The sequence below is a fragment of the Deinococcus sp. genome (assembly GCF_018260555.1).
GTDB lineage: Bacteria > Deinococcota > Deinococci > Deinococcales > Deinococcaceae > Deinococcus.
Window position 1 is genome coordinate 1 of sequence record NZ_JAGLBB010000071.1, and the last position, 12,780, is coordinate 12,780.

Consider the following 12,780-nt stretch of genomic DNA (forward strand, 5'->3'; position numbering starts at 1 on the left):
GGATAGCCGGGCCTACGGCAAGGTGAACACCGGCCTGTACACCACGGTGCGCAGGTACGCCTTTCCCACCCAGGGGAAAGCGCAGGGCCGCGCGGACGTGACGGCTGTCATCGGGGTGCCGCTGGCAGCGGGCCTGAACCTGGACGCCTCGCACTTCGAGCGCTTCGCGGTGGGGGAGACCGCCATCGGGGATTTCGGCTTTGGGCGGGCGCGGTCGAGTAACGCTAGCCTCACGTACCGACTGCCGCCCGCCGAGGGCTTCGGCCTGGGCGCCGTGCGGGTCCGCGCGTACCGCGACTGGCTCGGCAAGACCGCCACGGCCGACGCGGATATCGCCTTTCGAATCGACGGCGTGCCTGCCCTGCTGGGCGGCAGCGTCGGTTACGAGTGGCACGACGCGGACGCCAAGGCCAACCGGTGGCGTTTCGCGCTGGTCGCCCTGCCCCGCTGAGAGACGGGTCCCACTGAGCCGCACGTTCCGCTTGCGCGGCACCGCACCCCTGAACCTTCCCGGATCAGGGGTGTCTTTAGGTGCGGGGCGCGGCGGGTGATCCGGCCTGCGCACCGAAGCAACTGGAGTGGGTGTGATACGGATTCCGTCTGTTTCGCTGGCAAGGCAGCGACGATCTGGGTTGCCACCTCCACGCCCGGAACCCGCTGCGGCTCCCACTCGCTTTCGTTCGGATTGAAGGGTCTTTGCAGCCTCTTCAATCGGAGTCCGTATGATAGGGTCCCTCGCGTGAGGGGTTCCGGGAAGATTCAGGCGCGCGTGCGGGCTTCACTGCCCTTGATGGCCGTGGGAACGGCGGCGTTCTTCACGCTGGGGCTCCTGCAGGCCATGTACGGCCCGGCGTTCCCGGTGTTTCAGGCGCGGTTCGGGGTCAGTACGGCCGTGGTGGGCCTGATTGCCAGCGCGCACTTCCTGGGCTCTGCCGTCGCGCCTCCCGTGGTGGGTGCGGCCCTGCGGCGCGTCAGTGTGCGCGCGGGCGTGTCGCTCAGTCTGCTGGTGCTGGCGCTGGGCATGCTGGGCGTGGTGTTCGCGCCGGCGTGGGGCGTGGCGGTCACTGCGGCGTTCGTGGGCGGACTGGGTCTGGGCGGCGTGAGCGCCTGCCTGAACGCCGCGTACGCCAGCGTGGGTGCGCGGCCCGTGAACCTCGTGAACGCGGTGTTCGGGGTGGGCAGCATGGTATCGCCGCTGCTGGTCGCCGCCCTGACCGGGGTGGGCGCGGCCGGACTGGACGCCACGCAACTGGGGGCGCGGCTGGGCGGGCCGTTCCTGGTGGTGGTGGCCCTGTGCGCCGCGACGTTCGTGGCGGGCCGCGTGTGGGGTGTGCCGGACATCGTGGCTGCCCCGGCGCAGGCGGGCGCGGCGCGGCCCGGGCCGCAGTTCGCGCTGTTCGCCGCGCTGATCGCGTGCTACGTGGGCCTGGAAGCCGGGTACGGCGCGTGGACCGTACGCTACCTGACCGAGGTCGGCGTGAGCGGCGCCGCGCTGATTCTCAGTGGGTTCTGGGGCGCACTGACGGTCGGGCGGGTGCTGACGGGCGTGTTCGCGGCCCGCTGGGAACCGTCGCGGGTGGTGCTGCTGTGCGCCGCTGCGGTGGCCGTGTGCGCGGCGGCCGCGTTGCGCCCGGAACTGGCGGCCGGTGCGCACCTGCTGGCCGGGCTGGTGCTGGCCCCCGTCTTCGGTACGACCCTGGCGTGGCTGACGCGGACCCTGTCCGCGCGGCTGGTGCCGTTCCTGCTGGTGGCCGGGTCGGTGGGCGGCGTGATTGCCCCGGCGCTGCTGGGGGCGCTGTTCGCCCGCTGGGGCGCGCCGGCCGTGCCGGGGTTCCTGCTGCTGCTGGCCGCGTTACTGGCGCTGTTCACGGTGCTGACCGCCCGCATGGCCCGCCCGGCGCGGCCCCCGCTGCGCCCGGGCGCGGCTACGCCCTAGCCCCCGCCGTTGTCAGTGAGGAGGGTGTGTGGCAGAATGCGCGCTGATTCTCCCCAATCCGATCCGGATGCCCAGCAGCGCAACCCCATCAGTTCATGAGTCCTCGCCGGAGCACCCGGCGGCGCAACGGAGGCCTAGAGTGTCACAAGCGACGAGACAGGTGAAACTCACACGTGAAGGTTTTGAACGCCTTCAGAAATCCCTTGAGCAGGAAATGGTCCGCCTTGCCGAGGCCACCCGTATCCTGCAAGAGCAGATGGAAACCAGCTCGGATACCGAGGACACCGGCCTGGAAGACGCCAAGCGCGAGAAGATGAACATCGAGGCGCGCATCGACGAACTCGAGGACACCCTGGCCCGGGCCAGCGTCATCGAGGACCACGAGAACGAGGGCCGCGTGGAACTTGGCGCAATTGTCATGCTGGGCAACGAGACCACCAAGAAGGACATGAAGGTGCAGGTCGTCAGTGCCCCCGAAGCCGCCGTCACCGGTGGCAGCCTGCCCCGCGTCAGCGAGGACAGCCCCGTCGGGAAGGAACTGATGGGCCGCAAGAAAGGCGAGGCCTTCGTGGTCAACCTCGATAACGGCAAGCAGATGAAGTACAAGGTCAAGAGCATCGAGTACTGACACCGACTCCGATTAAATGGGCTGCAAAGCCCGTTCAATCCGAGCGAAGCGAGTGGGAGCAAAACGGGTTCCGATTGAGCCGGTGCAGTCCCGAATCAATCGGAGCGGATGCGAGGAGGAACGACAGACGCCCCTTTGCGGAATGGAGCGGACTCCGCATCAGATGAACTTGGTGTCAGGAACCGCGCAGGCACGCGCTTCGTTCGGCCTGCGGTCTCCCCGCGCACACTCGCGCCCCCTCGATGAACGCCGGGAGGTGCCCGCCCACGCTTGAGAGCAGCGTCTGAAAGTCCGGGACCATCGTCGCGTACGCCGCCACGGCGCCCAGCGAGGCATTATTCACGCCGCGCGCGAAGTAGGCGTCGTACCCCGCGTACCCGCCCCACGAGGCTTTCAGCGTGGCGTAGCGGGCGTTCAGGTCCGCCAGCAGCTCCGCCTTCCGCGTGCGCCGGTCAGCGTCAGGCAGGTCCGGCTGGGCGTACAGGGCCTCCAGGCGCGCGCGGGCGTCGAGCAGCAGCGCCTCGAACCCCGACTGCCGCGCCTGCGCCGCCCGGTCCTGGTCGCGCAGCTCCGGCGTGCCGTGCGCGGCCAGCCAGCGCCGCAGGCCCTCTTCCTCGACGGCCGTGGCGTACGACTCGTTGAACACCGTGTCGCCCGCCACGTACAGGGCCGGGTGTGCGAGCTCGTGAATGACCGTGCGGATCAGCGTGGCGTCCGGGTAGGCCAGCATGGTGGACAGCAGCGGATCCTTCAGGTAGCCCAGCGTGGAGTACGCACTCACGCCGCCCACGCTCACGTCCCGGCCCTCCGCGCGCCGCTCCTGTGCGTAGGCGCGCGCGCCCGCCTCGGCAAAGTAGCCCCGGTAGCCCACGCAGCCCGCCACCGGGAAGCACGACGTGTCCAGCGTCACGCTGAACTCCGGCGCGGAGAACACGTTCCACACCACGAACGGACGGCCCACATCCACGAACTTCAGAAAAGATCCGTGATCCGGGAGGCCCAGCCCACCCGCCGCCTCGGGCGCCACCGCGAACGCCCGCACGTCCGACGCCAGCCGTAACTTGCGCCGCACCTCCGGCGGCGTGGCCGGGTCCTCCAGGGCCGCCTCGACTGGCCGCGCCCGCCGCAACAGGTCCAGTTGCCCGCCCGCCGCCTGCGTCAGGTACTGCACCGGCGCGCACCCACTCAGGGTCAGCGCGGTCGCCCCCAGCAGGCCCGCCACCTGCACACGCCAGCCCGCCCATCTCACGCTGCCCGCCTCATGCGGCCCAGTATGCGCCTGCCCGCCCACGCCCGGAACGCACGCCCAGGCAGGGACGTGGGGTGAGCGGCCCCACGACCTTCGGTCGGCTTCATCCGGATGACAGCCTGATGAATTCCGTCTCTCTCGGAGTCCGGATCACTCTGCCAGGAACGATTCCACCTCGATCACGAACCCGCCCGGCGCGTCGAAGTAGAAGGTCAGGCGGCCGTGATTGCGCTGCGGTTCCGGTACTGTGAACCCGGCCGCCAGTAGCTGCTCGCGCACCGCCAGCACCTGCTCGGGCGTGTCCTGAAGGAAACCCACGTGAAAGGACTTCGGGTACGCCACGTCCCGCGCGCGGAACATGGACAGCAGAAACCCGTCCGGGCCGCGCAGGAACGCCATGTGCTCGTTCACCGGCATGTCCGCCGTGCGCGCAAACCCGAAAAAGGTCTCCATGAGTAAAACGGTGCCCGGCACGTCCGTGACGCTCAGATTCAGGTGATTGAGTCGCATGTGGCCTTGATACCCCGCGCCGCCCCCACAGAGTGCACGCACCCCTGCAAAGGGAGCGGCCACGTAAGGCTGCATGAAGGCCGCCTCGCCCTTCCATGAATCCCGCCGCATCACGGGCCGCAGCGGGCCGCGTAGCGTGGCAGGTATGCCCGACCCGAAGTTGACCCAGCTGGCCCGCCGGATGCGCGGCCTGGACCTGTGCCTGATGACCACCGTCACCAGCGACGGCCGCCTCGCCTCCAGACCCATGAGCAACAACGGCGACGTCGAGTACAACGGCACCAGTTATTTCTTTACCTGGGCGGACTCCCGCACTGCTAGGGACATCGGGAAGAACAGGCACGTGCAGCTGAACTTCCGCGCTGAGAAGGAATTCCTGTTCGTGGCTGTGCAGGGCGAAGCCACCCTGACCACCGACCGCGACGCCATGCAGGAGCACTGGCAGGAGCAACTCACGCAGTGGTTCAAAGAAGGCCTGGACACGCCCGGCCTGACCATGATCGAAGTAAAAGCCCGGCGCGTGAACTGGTGGGGCGAGGAAGACGGCGAGATCGAACTGTAAGGGTCACGCGCCCTGACAGCAGGTCATATGAGGCGGCGTGCGGGCGCGGCGGGTCGTACAGTACGGAGCGTGAAGCGCCTGCCCCAGCTCATCCTGACTCTCCTGTTCACGGGTGCCCTCGTGCTGCCCGGCGCCGGGGCGACCCTGATCTCACCGCCACAGCCCGCGCAGGTGGCCCGCAGCGTTCAGGTGGCCGCGACGTTGCTCACGCCGGACGAGGTGATCGCCCTGATGAACGCGGGGCGCCTGACCGAAGCAGAAACCGCGGCCCGCGCCGCTTCGGCCGCGCACCCGGAATCTGCGCGGTCCCTGCTCCTGCGGGCCCGCATTCAGGCGCGGCAGGGGAGACTCCCGGAGGCCCGCGCCGCCCTGAGCCGCGCGCAGGCGCTGCCTCAGTGGGACGAGCAGGAACTCGGCGTGCCTTTTCAGTCTCCCGGCGAGATCGAGCAGGTCATGGTGGCCGACCCCGCCGCCGCGCGTGGCCTGCTGGCCGACGTACTGCTGTCCGAGGGCGACGATCCCAAGGCGTACTACCTGCTGGCCATGACCGAGGCTATTGCCCGGCAGTGGGACGCCTCACGCGCCGCGCTGGCACGGGCGCGTGCCCTGTCGCCCGACCTGGGCTTCGCGGACCCGAAATCGCTGGCCTCACTGGAACGGGCGTTGCAGCAGAACCAGCCACCCGTCCTGAACGGTCCGGCACTGGCGCCATCCCCGTGGCGGTACGTGTGGTGGGGGCTGGGGGCGGTGCTGGTGTGGTTCGCGTGGTGGGCGGTGCGTGCGGTCAAACAGTCCATGGCGCAGGAGGAGGCCAGCCGCGCCGCACGCGTCGAGAAGGCTGCTCTGACTGCCGACGAACTGGAACGGCAGGTGCAACAGGAACTCGCCGGAGCGCGCCGCGACACCCCGCAAGAGCAGCGCCGCGCCAGCCGGCTTGAGCAACTGGCCGCGCAGGTGATGGACTGGCAGGAGAAGGCCCTGGCCGACCGCATCAGCGCCGCCCTGATGGAAGCCACGTACCGCCGCCTGCACGCCGCCGCGCAGAGTGACGACGCCCACGCCGCGTACACGGCCGAAGAAGCCGAGAAGGCCGCGAAAGAACAGGCCCGGCTGGCGGCGGAAGCAGAGCGCCGCAAGGAGCGGCAGACCAGTGGCCCGTCCAGCCTGCGCAAGAGTGAACGGAGCAGCTGGAGCAGTGGCCGCAGTAGCTCTGGCCGTGACAATTCCGGGGGCAGCAAGTGGTGACGGACAGCGCGCCGGGCAAAGCAGAGCGGTCAGCTCCCGCAGGAACTGACCGCCGCCGCAGGCGGACTGCTTAAGCGGCGCCGACCTTCCGGGCAATGATGCCCTCGATGTACTTCACGACGCTCTTCAGGGGCACGCGGCCCAGTACGTCCTCCAGGAAGGCGGTGACCAGCATCTTCTCGGCGACCTCGCGGGCAATACCGCGCGACCGCAGGAAGAACAGGGCTTCCTGATCCACGGGGCTGGTGGTGCTGCCGTGACTGCACCGCACGTCGTTCGCGTTGATTTCCAGCTGCGGCACGCTGAAGTTCCGCGCGTCGCTGCTTAGCATCAGCGTGCGGTGCTTCTGGTACGCGTCGGTCTTCTGCGCGCCCAGGTCCACCTTGATCATGCCGCTGAACACGCCAACCGAAGCATCGTTGTTCACGCCCTTGTACAGCAGGTCGCTGTACGCGTTCGGCGCGGCGTGGTGTTGCAGGGTGTAATGATCGAAGTGCTGATCCCTGTTCGCGAAGTACAGGGCCAGCATCTCGCTGTTCGACCCCTGCCCGCGCAGGTATGACTGCATCTCCGTGCGGCTCAGGGTGCCGCCCATCGTGACGACCAGCGAGTTCAGGGTCGCGTCGCGGCCCACGTCCCCACGCTGCCGCTGAATGTGCGTGACGCCCTCACCCCAGTTCTGAATGCTGACGTACCGGACGCGCGCGGCGTCCTTCACGACCAGTTCCACCGCGCCGATCGCGTACGTGCCGGGCAGCGCCTCGCTGTCCTGCTCGTCGATGAACGTCACCTGCGCGTTCTCTTCGGCCACGACCAGCGTGCGGGTCGCGGTGTACGTCCCGGCGTCACTCATCACGCGGAACGAACCCAGGGGCAACTCGACCTCCACGCCGCGCGGCACGTACACGAACGCCCCGTTCGTCCACAGGGCCGCCGCCAGCGCCGAGAACTTACCCTCGCTGGGATCCGGGCTCTTGCTGGGCGTCGTGCCGGGCGCGGCGATCGTCGTGTCGTCCGGCACCTCGGCCGGCACCACCGAGTACAGGTACTGCTGCACCTTGTCCGCGTGCTGCTCCACGGCCGTTTTCAGGTCAGTGAAGATGACGCCCTTGGCCTTCAGCTCGGCCGGGAGTTCCGTGCGGTACACCACGTCCGGGCCGTCCAGCACCAGGAACGCACCCACGTCCGTGCCGGTCAGTCGGTCCTGCACACTCTGCGGCAACGCCGACACGTCCGACACCACGTCCCGCTTCCCGTGAGGGCGCAGCGCGTCGAAATCCACGTCCACGCGCGTGTACTTCCACGCTTCCACGTTCTCCTGCGGCACATCCAGCGCCGTAAACAGCTCCAGGCTTTCCTTACGCTTGGCGGTCAGCCACTCGGGCCCCTGCACCTGCGCCAGTTGATCATTGAATTTGGTCATGAACCCTCCTTGATTACGTTGTTATGGGCCTTCCCATGAAGAGCGGCTGCTCCAGCACGGGCAACCCCATCAGTTCGCTGCGCAGCCAGTTCCACTGGGGCCAGAGGCACACCATGGCCCCCCAGGAGCCTCCCCAGGGCAGCCTTCCAAACGGCCGGGGGGTCGCCCGGCCGGGTCATGAAATCCGCTCGCCTGCTGGGCTGGTCACACTCCACGGCTCAGGCAGGTGAACGAGATCAGCCGACCGAGCCTTCCATTTCCAGTTCGATCAGGCGGTTCAGTTCCACGGCGTACTCCAGCGGGAGTTCCTTGGCAATGGGTTCGATGAAGCCGCGCACGATCAGTCCGGCCGCCTCGTCTTCGCTCAGGCCGCGGCTCTGGAGGTACAGGATCTGCTCGTCGTTGATCTTGCTGACCGTGGCTTCGTGGCCGACGCGGGCGTCTTTCTCTTCGATCTCGATGTACGGGTAGGTGTCGGTGCGGGCCTCGTCGTCGAGGAGCAGGGCGTCGCATTCCACGTTCGTCTGGCTGCCCCTGGCACCCTCGTAGATCTTGACGAGGCCACGGTAGGAGCTGCGGCCCGAGTCCTTGCTGATGCTCTTACTGACGATGGTGCCGCTGGTGTTCGGGGCGAAGTGCACGATCTTCGCGCCTGCGTCCTGGTGCTGCCCACGCCCGGCCATGGCGATGCTCAGCACCTCGCCGCGCGCGCCTTCTTCCAGGAGGTAGCAGGCGGGGTACTTCATGGTGACCTTGCTGCCCAGGTTGCCGTCCACCCATTCCATCACGCCGCCCGCGTACACGGCGGCGCGCTGGGTCACGAGGTTGTAGACGTTGTGACTCCAGTTCTGGATGGTGCTGTAGCGGAAGCGCGCACCCTCTTTCACGACGATCTCGATCACGCCGGAGTGGAAGGAGTCGCTGGAGTAGGCGGGGGCGGTGCAGCCCTCGATGTAGTGGGCCTGCGCGCCCTCGTCGATGATGATCAGGGTGCGCTCGAACTGGCCGCTGCTCTCGGCATTGATGCGGAAGTACGTCTGGAGGGGGATGTCCACCTTGACGCCCTTGGGCACGTACACGAACGAGCCGCCCGACCACACGGCGGAGTTGATGGCCGCGAACTTGTTGTCCTCGGGGGGCACGATGGTGGCGAAGTGCTCGCGGAACAGCTCCGGGTATTCCTTCAGGCCGTCCTCGATGCTCAGGAACACCACGCCCAGCTTCTCCCACTCCTCTTTCAGGTTGTGGTACACCATTTCACTCTCGTACTGGGCGCCCACTCCGGCCAGCGCGGCGCGCTCGGCTTCGGGGATGCCCAGACGCTCGAAGGTCTGCTTCACGTCGTCCGGCACGTCATCCCAGGAGCGGGCGTTCGCGCCTTCGGGCTTGATGTAGTAGTAGATTTCGTCGAGGTTCAGGCCGCTCAGGTCCGCGCCCCAGGTGGGCATGGGCTTGGAATAGAAGATGTCCAGCGCCTTGAGACGGAAATCCAGCATCCACTGGGGTTCGTCCTTGGCCCGGCTGATCATCTCGACCACGTCGCGGCGCAGGCCCTTGGGGGCCTTCACGGCGTAGCGTTCGGGGTTGCTCCAGCCGTACTCGTACTCTTTGTTGATCTCGTTCACTTCGGGATTAATGGTCATGGGGGTGCTCCTTCAGGGGGCAGATGGCAAAGGGTCGAAGGCAGATGGCGCAGGCGCGGCGTGAGCTGTTACTAAGGCGCTTCTGGCCCTCTGCCTTCAGCCTTCTGCGGCGTTACGCCGTGGCGAGTTCCTTGACCCAGTCGTAGCCTTCGCTGTCCAGCTTCTTGGCCAGTTCGGGGCCGCCCGTCTGCACGACTTTGCCGTTCACGATGATATGCACCTTGTCAGGCACGATGTAGTCCAGCAGGCGCTGGTAGTGGGTGATGATCAGGCCGCCCAGGGAGGGGCCGCGCATGGAGTTCACGCCCCTGGCGACAATCTTCAGGGCGTCCACGTCGAGACCGCTGTCGGTTTCGTCCATGATGATGTAGTTGGGTTCCAGCATCAGCATCTGAAGGATCTCGTTGCGTTTCTTCTCGCCGCCGCTAAAGCCCGCGTTCAGGTAGCGTTCGACGATGCTCTCGTCCCACTCCAGGGTCTTGAGGGCGCTCTGGAGCTTGCCGTAGAACTCGGTAAACGAGACCTCTTCGCCTTCAGCCTTGCGGGCCTGCATGGCGAGGCGCAGGAAGTTGGCGATGGTCACGCCGGGAATCTCGACGGGGTACTGGAAGGCCAGGAAGACGCCCAGGCGGGCGCGTTCGTCGGGTTCCATCTCCAGGATGTTCTGGCCGTCCACGAGGACTTCGCCCTGCGTGACCGTGTACTCGGGGTCGCCGACGATGACCTTGGCGAGGGTGCTCTTGCCGTTGCCGTTCGGTCCCATGATGGCGTGCAGTTCGCCTCTGGGGACGATCAGGTTGATGCCCTTAAGAATTTCGGTGTCGCCGACAGTGGCGTGCAGGTTGCGGATTTCGAGCTGGTGGGTCATGCGGGCTCCTTCTGGATTGGATCGGGACGGGATTTTGTTAGGAATGATTCCTACTTACACGGTTATTTTACCTGCGCCGCCTCCTAAAGTCGAGTGATTCACTGCGGATTCCAGGCGGGAAGAGACGGGGAGCAGTTGACGCTGGAAAAGGGGGGGATGAGTGGACCGTGAATTGCGACATGATCCCCACCCAGCCGCACAGGGCCGCGAGCGAGATCCAGCGACTCTCATACGGAATCCGACGCACGGATGGGTAGCAACCGTTCTATTCGAGCGAACCGGGAAAACTGCGGCGCCCAGCGAGTGGAAGCAAGGCAGGCTTTGACGTGGATTCGACACGAGAGCGACCTTCCGCCTTTGTTAAGACGGCAAATGGAATCCGTAGGATTCGGTATCACCCGCTCATGTCAACGCCCGGCGTAACCGGCCCCCTTCGCTGCTCCCGGCGCCCGATTTGCGCCCCACCTCATGAGGGCCGCGCACGCTCTTTTCACGCTTGCCACGGCCGTGCGTGTTACCCGTGAAGGACATGAACGTCATTGACCTCCTCCGCGCCGCTGGACCCCTGTTGTGGGTCCTGCTGGCCCTGTCCGTGTACGTCGTGTACCTGAGTGCCGCCCGCGCGCAGGCCCTGACCCGCATGGGTGCCGACGCCCGCACCCTGATCGAACGCGCCCGCGCCATCACCGCCGAGAGCGGCCCGGCTTCCGCGCTGGCCGAGGTGGACCGCGCCGCCCACCCCAGCCCCGCCGCGCAGGTCCTGCGGGCCGGGCTGGCCCGCGCCGACCGGGGCGGCGAGGCCGCGCAGGCCGCCATGCAGTCTGCGTTGCTGACCGAGGACGCCCGCCTGTACGCCGGACTGGGCGCGCTGGGTACCGCCGCGCAGATCGGGCCGCTGCTGGGCCTGCTGGGCACCGTGATCGGCATGGTGCGGTCGTTCCTGGTGTTCAGTCAGACGGCCAACCCCACACCCGCGCAGCTGGGCACCGGCATCAGCGAGGCGCTGGTCAACACGGCCGCCGGACTGGTCGTGGCGATCATCGCGTACGTGTGCCGCAACGCCCTGCGCCTGAAAGCCGACCGGCTGGCCCTACAGGCCGAACAGGTACGCGAGGACCTGCCCGGCTGGCTGACCCGCCCCACCACCCTTCCCGGTGTGGCCGCCGCGCCCCTACCGGAAGTCGCTCTGAGCTTTGGCGGTGCGCCGTGAGAGCCGACCCTGTGAGGGCCAACGCTGTGAGAAGCAGCGCCGTGGGGGCCGCGTGAGCGCCGCCCGCCGCCGCTTCCGGGAGGACGAGGACACCGTGACCTTCGACTTCGCGCCCATGGTGGACATCGTGCTGCTTCTGCTGATCTTCTTTTTCCTGACCAGCAACCTGGGCGCGCGGCAGAACGCCCTGCCGCTGGACCTGCCGCGTGCCAGCAGCGCCGTGCAGGAAACCCCGGACCTGCCCATCGTGAGCGTCAGCCGCGCCGGGCGGCTCTACCTGAACGGCCAGGAAACCACCCTGACCCGACTGGGCGGCCGTCTGCAGCCGCTCGTCAAAGCGTCCGGCGGGCTGGTGGGCCTGCGCGCCGACGAACGCGGCGACTACGGCACGGTCGTTCGCGTCATGGACGAGATCAAGAAAGCCGGAGGTTCCCGCCTGGCGCTCGGCACCCAGCCTGTCGGCGCGGCGGAGGAGAGCGCCCCGTGACCACCGCTCCGCACCCCGGCGGCTCCTCACCTGAGCGGCGCGAGCAGGTCCGGGCGGGCGTGTTGGCCGTCGCAGTCCACCTGGCCCTGCTGACGGGTCTGCTGCTCCTGCGCCCCCAGCCTCTACCGCCCGCCGCGCCGCCAGACCTGACCAGCGCACCCATGGAAGTCGTGACGCTGGCCCCAGCCGTTGTCAGTACGCCCGTCAGGACGCCCACCATTCCGCAGGCCCCCGCGCCGCCACCCGCGCCAGCACCTACGCCGCCACCCACGCCCAAGGCGACCCCGAAGCCCCAGCAGACGCCCCCCCAGCCGAAAGCACAACCAGAACCGAAAGTGGAGCCCCCCCCGCAGCCGACGCCAGCGCCCACCCCAGCGCCCACCCCAGCGCCCACCCCGGCCGCCACACCCGACCCGGCCACGCCCGAGACCGCGCCGAGTGCTGAGGCGCCCCGCGCGGCCAGCCCGGCTCCGTCGGCCGCCCCGGCTCCATCAGCCACCCCAGCGCGCGCGGCGCCCCAGCCAACCACCCCAGCACCGGTCGAACCGGTTGCCCCGGTGGCCGCCCAGGCATCAGCGCCGGACACGCCGTCAGACCCGGTTCCTGCTGCGGTCACGGGTGTCCCGGCGACCACCGCGGACGCCCCGGCCCCGGCAACTCCCGCACGCACCCCTGCCATGACGACGCCGGCCACTCCAGTGCCGGCCACTCCAGTGCCGGGCCCCCCCACGCCGGAACCGCAGACACCGGAGGCGGCCGCGCAGGCCCGCACGCCTGCCCGTGCGGCCCCGACTGAGTCGGCAGTGGCTAAATCGGTGGCGGCTGAATCGGTGGCGGCTGAATCGGTGGCGGCCCTGCCGCGCCGGGAGAACGCCGCGCCCGCCAGCAGCGCTTCTGCTGGTAGTGCCTCTGCCAGGAGCGCCGCCCCCGACGCTGCCCCCGACGCCGCGCCGCGCGCTGCGGCCGGTCGGCCCACCGCGGCGCCGGACCCGGCGACCGTGACGGCCATCCCGGCCCGC

Annotated in this window: 12 protein-coding genes and 1 pseudogene; 8 read left to right on the forward strand and 5 right to left on the reverse strand. The window is 68.4% G+C overall.

The genetic code is table 11. The features are described from left to right. From QZ271_RS12210 to QZ271_RS12220, 3 genes and pseudogenes are all read left to right on the forward strand, one after another. Positions 1-451, forward strand: a pseudogene (locus tag QZ271_RS12210) (hypothetical protein); the annotation flags it as partial. 339 nt (positions 452-790) lie between these two features. Further along, positions 791-1,936, forward strand: coding sequence for a sugar MFS transporter (locus QZ271_RS12215; protein ID WP_291431859.1), 1,146 nt, complete (start codon positions 791-793; stop codon positions 1,934-1,936). 139 nt (positions 1,937-2,075) lie between these two features. Next, positions 2,076-2,564, forward strand: coding sequence for a GreA/GreB family elongation factor (locus tag QZ271_RS12220; protein ID WP_291431861.1), 489 nt, complete (start codon positions 2,076-2,078; stop codon positions 2,562-2,564). A 175-nt stretch (positions 2,565-2,739) separates the two neighbouring features. Here QZ271_RS12220 and QZ271_RS12225 read toward each other — a convergent pair whose 3' ends face one another. After that, on the reverse strand, positions 2,740-3,813 hold the full coding sequence (locus QZ271_RS12225; RefSeq protein ID WP_291431863.1) for an aminopeptidase: 1,074 nt from the start codon (positions 3,811-3,813) through the stop codon (positions 2,740-2,742). A 150-nt stretch (positions 3,814-3,963) separates the two neighbouring features. After that, positions 3,964-4,323, reverse strand: coding sequence for a VOC family protein (locus tag QZ271_RS12230; RefSeq protein ID WP_291431865.1), 360 nt, complete (start codon positions 4,321-4,323; stop codon positions 3,964-3,966). 73 nt (positions 4,324-4,396) lie between these two features. Between QZ271_RS12230 and QZ271_RS12235 the strand changes: the two genes are divergently transcribed. Together QZ271_RS12235 and QZ271_RS12240 are read left to right on the forward strand one after the other, a co-directional pair. Continuing rightward, positions 4,397-4,885 carry a pyridoxamine 5'-phosphate oxidase family protein gene (locus QZ271_RS12235; RefSeq protein WP_291431867.1) on the forward strand — a complete coding sequence of 163 codons (489 nt, stop codon included), beginning with the start codon at positions 4,397-4,399 and terminating at the stop codon, positions 4,883-4,885. Positions 4,886-4,954: 69 nt separating this feature from the next. Then, positions 4,955-6,130, forward strand: coding sequence for a tetratricopeptide repeat protein (locus QZ271_RS12240; protein WP_291431868.1), 1,176 nt, complete (start codon positions 4,955-4,957; stop codon positions 6,128-6,130). Between the two features lie 70 nt (positions 6,131-6,200). Here QZ271_RS12240 and sufD read toward each other — a convergent pair whose 3' ends face one another. The 3 genes from sufD to sufC all read right to left on the reverse strand — a co-directional run bounded on the left by sufD (position 6,201) and on the right by sufC (position 10,064). Continuing rightward, positions 6,201-7,553, reverse strand: coding sequence for a Fe-S cluster assembly protein SufD (sufD, locus tag QZ271_RS12245; RefSeq protein ID WP_291431870.1), 1,353 nt, complete (start codon positions 7,551-7,553; stop codon positions 6,201-6,203). 236 nt (positions 7,554-7,789) lie between these two features. Then, on the reverse strand, positions 7,790-9,196 hold the full coding sequence (sufB, locus tag QZ271_RS12250) for a Fe-S cluster assembly protein SufB (RefSeq protein ID WP_291431871.1): 1,407 nt from the start codon (positions 9,194-9,196) through the stop codon (positions 7,790-7,792). Positions 9,197-9,308: 112 nt separating this feature from the next. Next, the gene (sufC, locus tag QZ271_RS12255; protein ID WP_291431873.1) at positions 9,309-10,064 is read right to left on the reverse strand and encodes a Fe-S cluster assembly ATPase SufC; all 756 of its coding nucleotides are present in this window, start codon (positions 10,062-10,064) and stop codon (positions 9,309-9,311) included. 529 nt (positions 10,065-10,593) lie between these two features. Between sufC and QZ271_RS12260 the strand changes: the two genes are divergently transcribed. The 3 genes from QZ271_RS12260 to QZ271_RS12270 all read left to right on the forward strand — a co-directional run. Beyond that, positions 10,594-11,274 (forward strand): MotA/TolQ/ExbB proton channel family protein, encoded by a 681-nt coding sequence (locus QZ271_RS12260; RefSeq protein ID WP_291431874.1) that lies wholly within the window; start codon positions 10,594-10,596, stop codon positions 11,272-11,274. A 52-nt stretch (positions 11,275-11,326) separates the two neighbouring features. Next, entirely contained in the window at positions 11,327-11,761 is a 435-nt protein-coding gene (locus QZ271_RS12265) for a biopolymer transporter ExbD (RefSeq protein WP_291431875.1), read from the forward strand. A gap of 803 nt (positions 11,762-12,564) precedes the next feature. After that, on the forward strand, positions 12,565-12,780 hold a 216-nt coding region (locus QZ271_RS12270; RefSeq protein ID WP_291431876.1), incomplete at its 3' end, for a hypothetical protein.

What these genes read in the sequence shown, in the direction of transcription:
- QZ271_RS12215 (WP_291431859.1), top strand. Translation starts at nt 791, where the DNA reads ATGGCCGTGGGAACGGCGGCGTTCTTCACGCTGGGGCTCCTGCAGGCC.
- QZ271_RS12230 (WP_291431865.1), bottom strand. Translation starts at nt 4,323, where the DNA reads ATGCGACTCAATCACCTGAATCTGAGCGTCACGGACGTGCCGGGCACC.
- QZ271_RS12235 (WP_291431867.1), top strand. Translation starts at nt 4,397, where the DNA reads ATGAAGGCCGCCTCGCCCTTCCATGAATCCCGCCGCATCACGGGCCGC.
- sufD (WP_291431870.1), bottom strand. Translation starts at nt 7,553, where the DNA reads ATGACCAAATTCAATGATCAACTGGCGCAGGTGCAGGGGCCCGAGTGG.
- sufB (WP_291431871.1), bottom strand. Translation starts at nt 9,196, where the DNA reads ATGACCATTAATCCCGAAGTGAACGAGATCAACAAAGAGTACGAGTAC.
- sufC (WP_291431873.1), bottom strand. Translation starts at nt 10,064, where the DNA reads ATGACCCACCAGCTCGAAATCCGCAACCTGCACGCCACTGTCGGCGAC.
- QZ271_RS12260 (WP_291431874.1), top strand. Translation starts at nt 10,594, where the DNA reads ATGAACGTCATTGACCTCCTCCGCGCCGCTGGACCCCTGTTGTGGGTC.